The organism is Dyadobacter jiangsuensis (assembly GCF_003014695.1).
GTDB lineage: Bacteria > Bacteroidota > Bacteroidia > Cytophagales > Spirosomataceae > Dyadobacter > Dyadobacter jiangsuensis.
Genome location: NZ_PYAS01000005.1, coordinates 246,605 through 261,466, shown reverse-complemented (window position 1 = coordinate 261,466; position 14,862 = coordinate 246,605). Strand labels below are relative to the sequence as shown.

Here is a 14,862-nt window from a genome sequence, read left to right as displayed (position 1 = left end):
GGCTAATTTTTCAATTTTACATCTCCAAAGACCGAGGTCACGGTAATTTTGGTCCCGCCACCGGAGCCGACTTTGCCCTGGTAATGCTTCATTTTGTCGGGACGGCCGTCTTTATCGGGCTGCATCGAGAAATTGACATTCTCAGTCGGGTAACTAAACTTGCCATACGTTACGCTCACATTGAACTGATTGGCCTCCGCCGGCAGCACGATTGACGAGTACTGCGCCTGGATATCTACATTCTGCGCGGAATGCGTCAGTTCGTCGATTTTGAAATTACCCGAATAATTGAGCTTGATTTTGCCGGTACCCCGGATCGTCCCGATTTTAGCCCCTGAATAATCGATGGCTGCGTCCAGATTCACCACATCGCCGATAGTCAGCTCACCGAATTTGTTGCTCAACCATACCTTTTTAGCCTGATCGAGCTTTACATTGGAGTACTGGCAATCCAGCTTTCCGCCATCCATTTTGCCGATTTTGGCACTTCCAAACTGGATATCGATCACATTATCCGGGTTTTCGAGGAGCATGGCCATGAAGTTACCGTGCTTGGAGTCGACGGTCAGCGGAGCGTAGAACGACGGGATATCGGTATTCCCGAATTTGTTGCGAACGGTCAGTGAATTTTCCTTCGGCATGTAGATCGTATAATCGATCTGGATGAAATTCTTGTCGCCCTTGCTTTTATTCCAGCCATTGTTGCCGAACTGGTTACGGTCAATGCGGGTAGTAAGGCTGATGACATTTTTGACGCGTTTTTCATCGATATTCACCGAGCTGAGGTATTCCGTGGCGCGGGAGTCGGAAGGGGCATTGGCGGTAACCACAATCTCCACCTTAATCTCTTCCTTCGCCCACAGATTTACTTTCACAAGGCCAAACTGATTGTCAACTTCGAGCGCATCGCTCTTTCTGACGTCGAACACTTTCACAATATTCCTTCGCTTCTCTATCAGTCCGTTCTGTTCTGAATCGTGGGGATCGAGGGCTGCGCTGGCTACCTGCGGGAGTACGGCGATCGCACTAAATAACAGGAGCTTCGCTATTTTCTTTATCGTTGTCATTTTTCACTTTGTTAATGCGTTGCAAAATTTCCAGTTGTTGGTTCAGTAGGTCAACCTGTAATTGCAGGTTCTGAACCATTGCTTCAAGCAGTGCTTCCTGGTTAGGGGCGTTAGATAAGTTGGAGCGAAGGTTTTTATAGTTCGACTCCAGACTTTCCAAATCAGCGGAGAAATCTTTGTACAGCTCCGGATTGTTCCGGGCCAGCTTGATGATCTCCTCCCTTTTTTGGTCTATTGCAACATTGTATTGATTGAATTCGCGGGCATATGCGGGAACTTTCAGGGCCACGCGCGGATCACGGGTAATGCCGTATTCGTTATTGAGGTAAACCAGAAACCCGATTCCGAGCGCCAGGAATACCCCCGCGGCAATACGCCAGTCGAAATAGGGGTTACTCAGACGCCTGATTTTTTTTTTCGATTTCTCAGGAACTATCGGAATTTCGTTATGTAGTTGGCTCTCAATCTGGCTCCATAAAGAATCCTGCGGTAAGAAAGTATCAAATCCATCCCTGTTATCACGCACAAACCGCTCCAATCGATCCTTTTTATCAGAAGAATTTTTCATAGATTAATTAACTTGTCAAGTGTAAATAATAGTCTCAAATCCGTAATAGTTTAAGGGTCAATATTCTTTAACTCCTGGTGCTTATTTATTTGTCACTTGTTGTCAGGGATTGTCATTTGTTGTCATGTTTTGCGGTCCGCCGCGCGGTCAAGCATTGTCATTTGTTGTTTCTCTCTCATTTGACTATCCTTGACCACACCTGACTAATTTCCTGACCATACATGACTACTTCCTGACTACACATGACCACAACCGACGGCTCCGTCACCGTACCAGCATCTCGGTCAATTTACGCTTCGCCCTCATGTATTGCGTCCGGGAGGTGGTTTCACTGATCCCGAGCACTTCGCCGATTTCTTCGTGGTCGTAGCCTTCGAACAAATACAGACTTAGTACCACCCGGTAACCATCCGGCAATTTCTGTACCGCATTGCGGACCCTTTCTATTTCGAGCGTCGTGTCGCTCTCGTCCAGTCCGAAAGAATCCTCATTCCGGTCACTTTGCTCCAAAGTCTCGTGGAATTCGTCGATTTCCACCCATTTTACCTTCCTGCTGCGCATGTGGTTGATAGCCTTATTGACCACGATTTGCTTCAACCATGCCCCAAACGTCGACTGCTGCCTGAACTGGTGGAGGTTCGTGAATGCATCCACGAAGGCCTCCTGCAAAGCGTCCTCAGCCTCTCCCAAATGGTTCAGTATCCGCATGCAGATGTTGAACATGGCTTTTGAGTAATGTTTATAAAGCTCGTATTGCGCTTTGCGCTCTCCGAGTTTACAACGCTCCACCAGTTCGACGTGCCGGTCGGGGTAAATTTGTGTTTTCAAGCAGAAGGTTTATATTTTGAACGTTCTGAATCAAAGACAAGCGATTCTTCGGCAAGTTGCATTTGTTTTAAAAAATTTTTCAAAATGCCGCATACCGAACAAAGGAGGCATACCATGTTGTTCTTAGAAAAGGCGGGGTTATCTTTGTGCCGCTTGTTGCAATCTACCGATTTTAGTACATGAAAACTTTCAATATCCCCGATTTTTACCGGAGCCGCATTATCACGCCAATCAAGGAGTTCCGCCGTAAAAACGACAAGCTGAAAAGGGATTATTCACCCACCGTGCTTGATTTCGGGCCGGTGCAATTTCTTATTGCGCGCCATTTTGGGTTCTGTTACGGGGTAGAGAATGCGATCGATATTGCGTACAAGGCCATCGCCGAAAACCCGGGCAAGCGAATCTTTCTTTTGAGTGAAATGATTCACAACCCCGACGTGAACCGTGACCTGATCGAGCGTGGCGTGCAGTTTATCATGGACACGAAAGGCAAGCAGCTGATCGGCTGGGAACAATTGACGGCCGAGGACATTGTAATCGTTCCGGCATTTGGCACTACGGTCGAAAATCAGCAAAAAATTGCCGAATTAGGCGTGGGCGAATACGTCTACGACACGACCTGCCCATTCGTTGAAAAGGTCTGGAACCGTGCGGCGCAGATTGGCGAGAAGGATTACACCATTGTAGTCCACGGAAAGCCCAATCACGAAGAAACCCGTGCGACATTCTCGCATAGCAAAGAAAATGCGCCGACCGTGGTGGTAGAAAACATGAAGCAGGCTCAGATTTTGGCTGAATATATGACCGGCGCAAGACCGGCATTGCAGTTTTTTGAGGACTTCAAAAACCAGTATTCCGAAGGTTTTGACCCTGCAAAAGACTTGCAGCGGATCGGCGTCGTGAATCAGACCACCATGCTGGCCTCCGACACGCAAGGCATTGCCGACTACCTCAAAAATGTGATGATAAAGCATTACAGCCTGCGTCCCGAGCAGGTGGAGGACCGTTTCGCGAACACGCGCGACACCTTATGCTACGCGACGAACGATAACCAGGATGCTACTTATGCATTGCTCACCCACGATGCCGATCTGGTGGTTGTCGCAGGCGGGTATAACAGCTCTAATACTTCGCATTTGGTGGAGCTGTGCGAGCAGAAGTTCCCGACATACTTTATTGAATCCGTAAATAAAATCCTGGACAGGCAACTGATCCGCCATTTTGACCTGCATAAAAAAGAAGAAGTGGTCACTGAAAACTATATTCCGGCAAAAACACCTGTGCGTATCATGCTTACGTGCGGCGCGTCCTGCCCGGATGCGGTGGTGGAAGGAATTCTCGTGCGGCTGCTGTCGTTTTTCGAAGGAGCGAAGCCGATTGAGGAGGTGATGCAGGCATTTTGAGGTAACGGTTACCGCTAAATCTGGCAGGGACACCGTTGAATCATTTGAAAGAGGTTATTAAGAGCGAATTAACTTGTATAGTTTAATTTAGGCGGATGGTTTTGGTTACAAAAATCATCCGTTTTTTATATCTGCTTTCCTATGAAAAAGACTGCCATCCTAAGTTCTTTTTGCTTCCTCTTTTTTGTCTGGGTTTTCAGTAGCTGTTCTTCCTTCAATGAAATCCGCGTCGCGGGTACCAACTTCACGGAAGAGGTAGGGCAATCGCAAAATCTGGTATTTACGTTCAACAAAGACCTCGTTACGACGGCCGAGCTGAACAACTGGGACTCGACGCAATATGTGACGTTCGAGCCGGCTGTTCGGGGTAAGTTCAAATGGACCGCGCCGAATGAGCTCGTGTTTTCGCCCGTCGCGGGGTTTGGAGCTGCTACGTCCTATAAGGCGCAGCTGACGGACCTGATCACTGAAAAAACGGATAAGGACAAGAAATACAAACTTTCCCAAGACCCGATCTCCTTCCACACGCCGTATTTACAGCTCGTCGAAACGGAAAGCTGGTGGACATTATCACAGGAATCAGGCAGGCAGGAGGCCCGGCTGCGATTGCATTTCAACTATCCGGTGAATGGGCAGAATGTGGCTGAAAAATTGAAGGTTTTATCAGGAAGTCAAACATTGGATTACAGGGTGCTGCCTTCGCAGGACGAATCGTCGGTGACGCTGGCGCTTGCCAAGGTAGGCAACGCGGATAATAATGAAACGCCGGTCAGCATTGCGATAGACAAGGGAGTGAAAGTGCAGAACACTTCGTACAGCAGCCAGGAAGCATTGTCGAGAACCGTGAGTATTCCGTCGCCGCTGCATTTGGAAGTGGTGGATATTAAAACCGGTTTTGATAACAATGCGGGTTATGCGCGGATCGTGACCACACAGGAGCTTGACAAGGAAAGCATTGCCGGCAGTTTCACTGTAAATCCCGAAGCGGCGGTAGAAACGGAACCGACGGAGAATGGCTTCATTCTTAGGGGGAATTTCAACGAAACGGAAACTTATGTGCTGCAACTGAAACAATCTCTGAAAGGGATTCTGGGGCAGAATTTGGAAGAAGAAGTTTCCCGAGACCTGTTTTTTGGCAAAATGCCTGCGGCAATCTCCTTCGCGAACAAAAAGGGGCTGTATTTGTCTTCCAAAAGTTCTCGGAATATCGGTGTCAATATTGTGAATGTACCGAAGGTGCAGGTGCGCATTTCGAAGCTTTACGCCAATAATATCCTGCATTATATCCACAACAACCGTTGGAGCGACTATGCATACGTGGGTGACGACTGGCAGCCGACGGGTAATTTCAATTACAGCGACGACCGGGAAAGCCAGCTGAGCGACGTGATCGTGAACAAGACAGTCGAGACCGGGAATCTATCTAAAAGTAAGGGCGTATCCGCATTGAACATCGCATTACCAGACGATAACAAACGGCAGGGAGTATATCTGGTGGCAGTGAATTCGGAGGAAGAAGCATACCTCGGTGCAACCAAGCTGGTCTCCATTTCCGATATCGGCCTCATTGCCAAGCAGGGCAAAGATGAATTATGGGTTTTTGCGAATTCCATTAAAACCAATGACCCGATCAAAGATCTTGAATTGACGCTCGTAAGCTCCAACAATCAGACGGTACACACGGTCAAGACCGATGGCGATGGCATTGCGCATGTTGATAAGTTAAGCGAAAAGGCACCGGGCTTTAAAATAGCGATGATTACCGCGAGCTCGGAGGATGATTTCAATTACTTGCTGCTGGAAGACACTCAGGTGCTGACCTCGCGGTTCGATGTGGAAGGTTTGAGGGATAATGCGTCGGGTTATCAGGTTTTCATTTACGGCCAGCGTGACATTTATCGTCCGGGTGAAACCATGCATTTCAACACGGTACTGCGGACGCAGGATTGGAAAACCGCAGGAAAGGTGCCATTGAAACTGCGGTTGTTAACTCCGAATGGCCGCGAATTCCGCACATGGCGCAAGATCACCAATGACCAGGGGGCGATAGAATCCGAAATTCCGCTTGACGCCGGTGTGCTCACAGGTACCTATATTCTCGAAGTGTACAATGGGAATGAAGTGCTGCTGGGGTCGCAAGCGGTGAGTGTGGAGGAGTTCATGCCCGATCGTATCAAAGTCGATCTTAGTGGGGCGGCCAAAGATTATGTCTCGGGGCAGAAAGTATCACTTACTGCTACTGCCACGAATTTATTTGGCCCTCCTGCAAGCAACCGCACCTACGAAATGGATTTCCAGTTGCAGCGAAAAGGCTTTTCGGCCAAAGGTTTCCCGGAATACACGTTTGACATCCCGGCCGAAACTACTTTCGAGCGCGACAGTCGCCACGGTACCACCAATGAGCAGGGACAAGCGAATGAGCAGTTTACATTATTGTCTGGTTTACAGGACATCGGCGTACTCGAAGGGAAGATTTACGTAACCGTTTTTGATGAAAACGGGCGGCCTGTCAACAGGTTGCAACGCTTCGACGTGTATACGCAGCCGGTATTTTACGGAATCCGCCTGCCGGATGCCTACGTTGGTACCAATGCGCCGGTTCCGGTTGATATTGTAGGGGTAGGCAAGAGCGGCGCATTGCAGAATGGCGCAACAGCGAGCATCGAAGTGGTGCGGCTGGAATACCAGACCGTCGTGGAAAAGAAGTATGATCGTTTGCAATACACTTCGCGGAAGAGTGAGAAACTGGTGTATTCCAATAAACTGACGCTTTCCGGTGGAAAAGGTACGTTCCGGTACGTGCCAACGGTTTCGGGCGAGTATGAGGTACGCGTGCGACGTCCGGGAGCGGCGCATTATACGCTCGCGAATTTCTATGCTTACGGCTACGGTTACACCCAGTATTCGTCTTTCGAAGTAAGTAACGAAGGCCGGGTGTTGATGGAAACCGATAAGGACCGCTACAAAACCGGCGAATCGGCGAAAGTATTGTTCAAAACGCCGTTTGACGGACGACTGCTCGTAACTGTGGAGCGTAACAACGTGCTGGAACAGCACATTCTGACAACCGAGAAAAAGGCGGCTGAATTGACCTTCAAAATTAAAGAAGAGCATTTGCCAAACGTATTTGTTACGGCGACGCTCATCCGGCCGCTGGACGCGTCGGATATGCCGCTCACGGTGGCACACGGCTACCAGCCCATTTTGGTGGAAGATCCTGACCGGAAACTGAATGTGGCTATTACAGCCGTTGAAAAATCCCGGTCGAAGATGAAGCAGCAGATACGTATCAAAACCGAGGCGAATGCGGAAGTGACGCTGGCTGTGGTGGATGAGGGTATTTTGCAGATCAAAAACTCCAAAACACCGGATATTCACGGACATTTCTATCAAAAACGGGCATTGGAAGTTGCCAGTCATGATTTGTACGCCCAGCTTTTTCCTGAACTGACTGTTTCAGGAACGTCGACCTCCGGTGGTGACGGATATGATCTGGAAAGGAGAATCAATCCGCTGAGTAATGGCCGTACCGAGCTCGTGTCGTTTTGGAGCGGCCAGTTGAAAGCAAATGGCAGCGGCGATGTGACTTTCGATGTCAATATCCCGCAATTTAGCGGCGACTTGCGCATTATGGCCGTTGCTTACAAGGATAATGCATTCGGTTCGGCTACCAAAAATATGAAAGTAGCCGACCCGATCGTAATCAGCGCCGGCCTGCCGCGGTTCCTGAGTCCGGGCGACGAGCTGGTTTTGCCTGTCAACGTCAGCAATACCGAAGCGAAAGCGACAACAGCGACAGTTTCCGTCCAACTCTCGGGCCCGCTGGCAGCAGGTGCGGCACCAGTTACCCAAAATATTACAATACCGGCCGGAAAAGAAAGTCGCGCTATGTTTGCGGTAAAAGCCGCGACGGCCATCGGCATCGGGAAGGTGGTGGTAAAGGTGAATGCATTTAAAGAAACGTTCGTCAATCAGACCGAAATTACAGTTCGCCCCGCATCGCCATTGCTGAAAACCAGTACATCCGGCCTTATTGCTGGCGATAAACAAGGGCTGATCGACCTTAAATCCTCGTTTATCCCTGCCACAAGCAGCAGTCAGATCGTATTGAGCCGTTCGCCGCTGGCACAAGGCGGAGGAAAGGCATTATCGACACTGCTCGGCTATCCTTATGGTTGCCTGGAACAAACGGTTTCCAAGGCGTTCCCGCAAATTTACTTCGCAGACCTTACCAAAGCCATGGCGGCGCCGGTTTACACGGTCAGAAGCGGCGAAAGTGACTTTAATCCGATGACCAACGTGCAGCAGGCCATTCGTAAAGTGGAATCGCAGCAGCTTTTCAACGGAGGTATGGGCATGTGGCCAGGTGCGCAGCTCGAAGACTGGTGGGCCACTGCCTACGCGGTTCATTTCCTGGAAGAGGCGCGGCGGGCAGGTTTTGAAGTTAATGCCAAAACGCTGAGCCGTGCGGTCGAATACCTGACAGCACAAAGTGGCTCGACGGCCAATAAGGAAGTCGTGATTGCGAGTACCAACAACGGATTAGCCTACGAAGGGCAGCCGAAAGGTACGCAGACCAAAAAGACCGTCGCTCGTCGTGAAGCCATTTATTCGCTTTATGTGCTGGCACTGAACGGTCACCCGAATCGCGCATCGATGAATTATTACAAGCAAAATCCGCATTTGCTCACGCAGGATTCCCAATACCTGCTCGCGGGGGCATTCCAGCTCGCGGGCGATGCCCGGAGTTTCAATGCGTTGCTACCTAAAAAGTATGTTCCTGAAAACGCCGGGCATTACTATGACAACAGCTATTCCTCGCCGCTGCGGAATATGTCTCTGGTTTTGAATACATTAATTGAATCGGATCCTTCCAATACACAAATCCCCGTATTGGGCCGACAGCTTTCACTAGCCATTCAATCAGCTTCGTATCTCAATACGCAGGAAGCGGCATTTGCGGTGCTGGCTCTGGGTAAACTGGCGAAAAAGACAGCCAACTCGACAGTAACAGCTTCCGTTTCGGCCAATGGAAAGTCGCTCGGCCAGTTTTCAGGTAAGGAGTTGAAGATTTCAAAAGGCATTTTGAACCAAAAACTGCTGGTCAAAACGCAAGGTAAAGGCGATTTGTATTGGTTCGCGCAGACGGACGGCATGTCGGCGACGGGAAGCTACACAGAGGAGGATCAGGGGATCAGTATCCGCCGCCAGTTCCTGACACGTAATGGACAGCCGGTGCAAACTTTTCATCAGAACGATCTGGTGGTAGTGAAACTGACACTCAACAGCACTAATGGCCTGCCCGTAGAGGACATCGTCGTCACCGATCTGCTGCCCGCAGGCTTTGAAATCGAAAACCCGAGGATTACCGAGCCGCGCGATATGCCGTGGATCACCAATGCAGCCGTTCCGGAATACTACGATATCCGCGACGACCGCATTCATTTCTTCACCAATGCCGATGGCCAGCCACGAACCTTCTACTATCAGGTGCGAATCGTAGCCAAAGGCACATTTACGATTGGGCCGGCAGCGGCGGACGCAATGTACCGGGGCGAATACCGCAGCTATTCAGGCGGCGGTAAAATCACGGTTGAATAAATCAGAAAGAGAAACTACGCAAAATCAGTCCACCGATGATGGCTCCCGCAATGGGGGCCACAACGGGGATCCAGCCGTAACCCCAATCGGAGCTTCCTTTGTTTGGGATAGGCAGAATGGCGTGCGCGATGCGCGGCCCCAGGTCGCGTACGGGGTTGATCGCGTAGCCGGTGGTGCCGCCGAGGGATAAACCGATGCTCCAAACAAGCATACCCACCAGGTAAGGCGCCACACCGGACGGAATACCTCCTTTTTCGGGATCGGAAGTGCCGGCGTAGCCAATAGCTACAATGCCGACGATCAGTATAATCGTTGCGATAAATTCACTCAGAAAATTAGCGCCGGTACTTTTAATGGCAGGACCGGTTGAGAAACAAGCCAGCTTGGACCCGCCATCTTCGGTGGCGCCCCAGTGCGGCAGATATTGCAGCCATACCAGCACAGCGCCCAGGAATGCGCCGATCAGCTGAGCCGGAATGAAAGTTGAAACAAGGCTGTAATCATTTTGAAGTACCGCAAAGCCCACGGTTACCGCGGGATTCAGATGCGCAGCCGCGCTGCCGAACGCATTGGCCGTGAACACCCCGAACATCACCGCAAATGCCCATCCAGCCGTAATGACGATCCAGCCGCCGCTCTCGCCTTTGGTTTTTTTCAACACGACATTGGCGACTACGCCGTTGCCTAACAAAATAAGGACCATTGTTCCGACTAATTCTCCAATGAAAGGCGAAGGCTGCATGTGCTAGGTATAATCAAGGTTAGTAAACGAATATGCGAATAGTTTTATAATTTCTATTTCCAATCCCAAAAAGAATTTTTCGTTTCGGTTTTACCATTTTAGGACCGTGAATTCTGCTAACTTTGCCTGATAATCAATTTTTGTATTGAAAATCATGTCATTAAATCAGCTTACGGCGATCTCTCCGGTTGATGGCCGTTATTACAAACAAGTATCTGAACTTTCGGCTTATTTCTCGGAATATGCCCTGATTTATTACCGGGTGTATGTGGAAATCGAGTATTTCATTGCACTCTGCGAAATCCCCCTCCCTCAGCTATCAGAATTTGACAAGAAGAAATACGCGTCGCTGCGCAAAATCTATGAGGATTTCAGCGAGGCTGACGCGCTGCATATAAAGGACATCGAAAAGGTGACCAACCACGATGTAAAGGCTGTCGAGTACTTCATTAAGGAGCAATTCGAGAAGCTGGGCATCGAATCTTACCAGGAATTTATTCACTTCGGTCTCACTTCCCAGGATATCAACAACACGGCGATCCCGCTTTCACTGAAAGACGCGATGGAGCGGCAGATTAAGCCATTATTCCGCCAGGTGCTTTTTGTGTTGAAAAGAATGTCGATCGAATGGAAGAATGTGCCGATGCTCGCGTTCACGCACGGGCAACCTGCGTCGCCTACACGCGTGGGTAAGGAGTTCTTGGTTTTTGTGGAACGTCTGGAACGCCAGCTCGAAATGCTCGATAAAATCCCACATTCGGCGAAATTCGGTGGCGCTACCGGTAACTTCAACGCGCACCACGTCGCTTATCCGAAGCAGGACTGGATGGCATTCGGCCACCATTTTGTAGAAGGGTTGGGATTAAAAAGAAGCCGCCACACGACACAGATTGAGCATTACGACAACCTGGCCGCTACTTTCGACTGCCTGAAACGCCTCAATACGATCCTCACGGACCTTAACCGTGACATGTGGACGTACATTTCAATGGGTTATTTCAAACAGAAAATCAAAGCCGGCGAAGTTGGTTCATCGGCTATGCCGCACAAGGTGAACCCGATCGATTTCGAAAATTCCGAAGGTAACCTGGGCCTTGCATCCGCATTGTTCGAGCATTTCGCGTCCAAGCTGCCCGTTTCACGCCTGCAACGCGACCTTACCGACTCTACGGTGTTGCGCAACATCGGCGTGCCTATCGCACATTTGGCCATCGCCTTGAACTCCCTGTTGAAAGGTCTCGGCAAAGTAGAATTGAATGGCGAGGTATTGAAAGCGGAGCTGGAAGAAAACTGGGCCGTAGTATCCGAAGCGATCCAGACGATCCTGCGTCGCGAAAGCTATCCGAAGCCTTACGAGGCGTTGAAAGAGCTGACGCGCACCAACGAAAAAATCACCCACGACTCGATCTCGCGTTTCATCGAAACACTGGACGTCTCTGAAAAAATACGGGAAGAACTTCGCGCATTGAGCCCATTCAACTACCTGGGCGTTGTAGAAGATACTTTTTAAGGAAGTCATACTCCCAATTCATCCCTGATCTTCTCCTGCCAGTCGCGCGGGAGAAGATCCAGCAAACTCACATCACACAACGTCGCGATGCGGCAATAATGCTCCATTTCAATTTTGGTGGTGCCGGTTTCCCATTTGTGGTAACCTACCTGCGAAACGCCGAGCAAATCGGACATTTGCTTCTGGGAGAGCGCATTATCTCTGCGGTACCTGATCAGGATTTTCGAAATAACCATGGTGTCGGTTTAAAGCGTGAATGCTTTGAACCGGGGCAGGCGAGGCGGTAGATGAGTAGCGTGAGTGGTAGTAATTTTGAATGACTGAATGATTGAATGACTGAATGATTGAATGACTGAATAGAAATTATTCGGTCATTCAATCATTCAATCATTCAAAATTAAAAAATTATCCGCATTTGGACGAGCCGCAATCCTTGCACGTCAAACATCCTTCCTGGTACAGCAAATTCGTCGAGCCGCAGTTCTGGCATTTCTGCTTCGCCGCTTCGGTACCATCCGGGATGTAACGTTTCAAGGCGCGGGCAACGCCGGCTTTCCAGGTATTGATCGCTTCGTCGAGTTGGAGACTGCTGATCAGGTCTACCACTTTTTCAATCGGCATTCCATGGCGCAATGTGCTGGAAATGAGCTTCGCGTAGTTCCAGTATTCAGGATTGAATTTGTAGGACAACCCTTCGATCGTGGTTTTGTAGCCGCGTGTGTTTTTGTATTGAAAATCATAGCGCGAGCTGCCGTCGGCTTCCCGGTTTTTGATAATCAAACCTTCATTTACCCAGCGCGGGATCAGGATACCGTCTTCATCATCGGCAAAACCGGTGAAGATCTCGTACGGGCGTCCGTCGATCAGGCCGATGAATGCAATCCATTTATCCTTTTTATTCTGAAAACGTACTACGTCGGCTTCGAGCGTTTGCGGGCGCTCGGTCGGGAACGGCATTGGGCTGCCGTCTTTCGGCTCTTCTTTTTTCTCTGTATTGGAAATCAAAACGCCCGAACGTGAGCCGTCGCGGTACACGGTAACGCCTTTGCAACCCGCTTTCCAGGCTTCCATGTAGCACTCGCCCACGAGTTCTTCGGTGACGTCGTTCGGCATGTTGATGGTCACGCTGATCGAGTGGTCCACCCATTGCTGAATCGCGCCCTGCATTTTCACCTTTTTGAGGTAATCCACATCATTGGAGGTGGCTTTGTAGTAAGGCGATTTTTTAACCAGCTCATCGAGGTCTTTCTGCGCGTAATTTTTAGAGGTATCGAAGCCATTAACCTCCATCCATTCCTTGAAACGGTGATGGAAAACCACATATTCCTCCCACGAATCGCCTACCTCATCGACAAAATCCACGCGAACGTCCTTGTCGTTCGGGTTGACTTTTCTTCTTCTTTTATAAACTGGCAGGAAAACCGGCTCGATACCCGAAGTCGTTTGCGACATTAAGCTCGTCGTGCCAGTAGGTGCGATCGTCAGCAATGCGATGTTCCGGCGACCGTATTCCAGCATTTCGTAATAAAGCTGCGCATCGGCTTCTTTCAGGCGGTTGATGAACGGGTTGTTTTTCTCTCTTTCCGAATCGAAAATCGTAAACGGACCGCGTTCTTTGGCGGTATGAACCGATCCGCGGTAAGCTTCCAGCGCAACGGTTTTATGGATTTCAACGGCAAATGCATTGCCCTCGTCGCTTCCGTAACGCAGGCCCAATGCAGCCAGCATATCGCCTTCCGCGGTGATACCGATACCGGTACGACGGCCTTCTTTGGCTTTTGTCTGGATATTTAACCAAAGATTGCGCTCCACGCGCTTCACTTCGGCATCTTCCGGATCTTCATCAATTTTTTGCAGAATCGCATCGATCTTTTCGAGTTCAAGGTCGATAATGTCGTCCATCATGCGCTGTGCGGCAGCAATATGTTTTTTGAACAGCTCCCAGTTGAATTTTGCTTTGGCAGTGAATGCGTCTTCTACGTACGAGAAGAGGTTAATGGCCAGCAAACGACAAGAATCATAGGCGCAAAGCGGGATTTCGCCGCATGGGTTGGTCGAAATGGTCTCGTAACCAAGGTCGGCGTAGCAATCGGGTACGGATTCGCGGATGATCGTATCCCAGAAGAGGATGCCCGGCTCGGCCGACTGCCATGCATTATGCACGATTTTCTTCCAGAGCGCCGTCGCGTCGATGTCCTTGATATGTGAAGGACTATCGCTTTTGATAGGATATTGCTGGCGGTAGGCGGTTCCTGCGTCGACCGCTTTCATAAATTCATCGTCGATTCGCACCGAAACATTGGCGCCGGTAACCTTTCCCTGCTCCATTTTAGCATCGATGAAGCTTTCGGAATCGGGGTGTTTGATGGAAACCGAGAGCATCAATGCACCCCTGCGGCCATCCTGAGCCACTTCACGGGTGGAATTGGAGAAGCGCTCCATGAACGGCACGATACCGGTCGATGTCAGCGCCGAATTTTTCACAGGCGAGCCTTTCGGGCGGATATGCGAGAGGTCGTGCCCCACGCCGCCGCGACGTTTCATCAATTGTACCTGTTCCTGGTCGATCTTCATAATGCCGCCATAGGAATCCGAGACGCCATTGTTGCCGATTACAAAGCAGTTGGAAAGCGAGGCGATCTGGTAAGGATTACCGATGCCCGTCATGGGGCTGCCTTGCGGGATAATGTATTTGAAATCTTTGATCAAATCGAAAATCTCCGCTTCGCTCAATGGATTCGGATAGCGCTGCTCGATGCGCGCAATTTCGGAAGCAATGCGGCGGTGCATGTCGTTCGGCGTTGCTTCATAGATGGCCCCGAACGAATCTTTCAAGGCATATTTATTCACCCAAACGCGGGCCGCAAGATCGTCGCCCCGGAAGTATTCCAGCGACGCCTGATAGGCTTCGTCACTGGTGTAGGTTCTTTCTGATTGTGAAGATTTTATGGATTCCATTAGGTGGTATCAGACGTTTTTTGAAGAAGTTGAGAGTTTCAAATTTACATATTTCGGAACTTAAATGAAAAATGTTTCGAGAAAAAGTTTTCAAATATTTTGAACTAACTAACTGTATTTCAGTTAATTAATATTTTTAGAAACTAAAAAAGTTTACAAATTTTGTTTTGACTTGAAAAATGCGC

9 protein-coding genes are annotated in these 14,862 nt (G+C 49.6%); 3 read left to right on the top strand and 6 right to left on the bottom strand.

Translation table 11 applies throughout. The annotated features are described in order from the left end of the window. Window positions 1–2 precede the first annotated feature (2 nt). The 3 genes from CLV60_RS12260 to CLV60_RS12250 all read right to left on the bottom strand — a co-directional run bounded on the left by CLV60_RS12260 (window position 3) and on the right by CLV60_RS12250 (window position 2,463). The gene (locus tag CLV60_RS12260; protein ID WP_170118768.1) at window positions 3–1,067 is read right to left on the bottom strand and encodes a hypothetical protein; all 1,065 of its coding nucleotides are present in this window, start codon (window positions 1,065–1,067) and stop codon (window positions 3–5) included. Next, window positions 1,027–1,635 (bottom strand): restriction endonuclease subunit S domain-containing protein, encoded by a 609-nt coding sequence (locus CLV60_RS12255; protein ID WP_106595672.1) that lies wholly within the window; start codon window positions 1,633–1,635, stop codon window positions 1,027–1,029. Before CLV60_RS12255 ends, CLV60_RS12260 begins: the two co-directional genes overlap by 41 nt. Window positions 1,636–1,899: 264 nt before the next feature. After that, window positions 1,900–2,463 carry an RNA polymerase sigma factor gene (locus CLV60_RS12250; RefSeq protein WP_090384902.1) on the bottom strand — a complete coding sequence of 188 codons (564 nt, stop codon included), beginning with the start codon at window positions 2,461–2,463 and terminating at the stop codon, window positions 1,900–1,902. Between the two features lie 179 nt (window positions 2,464–2,642). On the opposite strand from CLV60_RS12250, the gene CLV60_RS12245 reads away from it, so the two are divergent. Together CLV60_RS12245 and CLV60_RS12240 are read left to right on the top strand one after the other, a co-directional pair. Then, window positions 2,643–3,866, top strand: a complete 1,224-nt coding sequence (locus CLV60_RS12245) for a 4-hydroxy-3-methylbut-2-enyl diphosphate reductase (RefSeq protein WP_106595671.1) — start codon at window positions 2,643–2,645, stop codon at window positions 3,864–3,866. Window positions 3,867–4,007: 141 nt separating this feature from the next. Continuing rightward, window positions 4,008–9,467: an alpha-2-macroglobulin family protein gene (locus CLV60_RS12240; RefSeq protein ID WP_106595670.1), complete on the top strand. Its 5,460-nt coding sequence runs from the start codon at window positions 4,008–4,010 to the stop codon at window positions 9,465–9,467. Between the two features lies 1 nt (window position 9,468). On the opposite strand, the gene CLV60_RS12235 is transcribed toward CLV60_RS12240, so the two are convergent. Then, window positions 9,469–10,209 (bottom strand): MIP/aquaporin family protein, encoded by a 741-nt coding sequence (locus CLV60_RS12235; RefSeq protein ID WP_106595669.1) that lies wholly within the window; start codon window positions 10,207–10,209, stop codon window positions 9,469–9,471. Window positions 10,210–10,363: 154 nt separating this feature from the next. Here CLV60_RS12235 and purB point away from each other — a divergent pair, with 154 nt between their 5' ends. After that, window positions 10,364–11,719, top strand: a complete 1,356-nt coding sequence (gene purB / locus CLV60_RS12230) for an adenylosuccinate lyase (protein ID WP_106595668.1) — start codon at window positions 10,364–10,366, stop codon at window positions 11,717–11,719. A gap of 5 nt (window positions 11,720–11,724) precedes the next feature. On the opposite strand, the gene CLV60_RS12225 is transcribed toward purB, so the two are convergent. Together CLV60_RS12225 and CLV60_RS12220 are read right to left on the bottom strand one after the other, a co-directional pair. Continuing rightward, window positions 11,725–11,955, bottom strand: coding sequence for a helix-turn-helix transcriptional regulator (locus CLV60_RS12225; protein WP_106595667.1), 231 nt, complete (start codon window positions 11,953–11,955; stop codon window positions 11,725–11,727). A 169-nt stretch (window positions 11,956–12,124) separates the two neighbouring features. Next, window positions 12,125–14,677, bottom strand: a complete 2,553-nt coding sequence (locus CLV60_RS12220) for an adenosylcobalamin-dependent ribonucleoside-diphosphate reductase (RefSeq protein ID WP_106595666.1) — start codon at window positions 14,675–14,677, stop codon at window positions 12,125–12,127. Window positions 14,678–14,862: the final 185 nt, after the last annotated feature.

Bases quoted from the DNA above. Each gene is read 5' to 3' on its own strand.
- CLV60_RS12225 (WP_106595667.1), bottom strand. From the start codon at position 11,955: ATGGTTATTTCGAAAATCCTGATCAGGTACCGCAGAGATAATGCGCTC.
- CLV60_RS12220 (WP_106595666.1), bottom strand. From the start codon at position 14,677: ATGGAATCCATAAAATCTTCACAATCAGAAAGAACCTACACCAGTGAC.
- purB (WP_106595668.1), top strand. From the start codon at position 10,364: ATGTCATTAAATCAGCTTACGGCGATCTCTCCGGTTGATGGCCGTTAT.
- CLV60_RS12255 (WP_106595672.1), bottom strand. From the start codon at position 1,635: ATGAAAAATTCTTCTGATAAAAAGGATCGATTGGAGCGGTTTGTGCGT.
- CLV60_RS12240 (WP_106595670.1), top strand. From the start codon at position 4,008: ATGAAAAAGACTGCCATCCTAAGTTCTTTTTGCTTCCTCTTTTTTGTC.
- CLV60_RS12235 (WP_106595669.1), bottom strand. From the start codon at position 10,209: ATGCAGCCTTCGCCTTTCATTGGAGAATTAGTCGGAACAATGGTCCTT.
- CLV60_RS12245 (WP_106595671.1), top strand. From the start codon at position 2,643: ATGAAAACTTTCAATATCCCCGATTTTTACCGGAGCCGCATTATCACG.
- CLV60_RS12260 (WP_170118768.1), bottom strand. From the start codon at position 1,067: ATGACAACGATAAAGAAAATAGCGAAGCTCCTGTTATTTAGTGCGATC.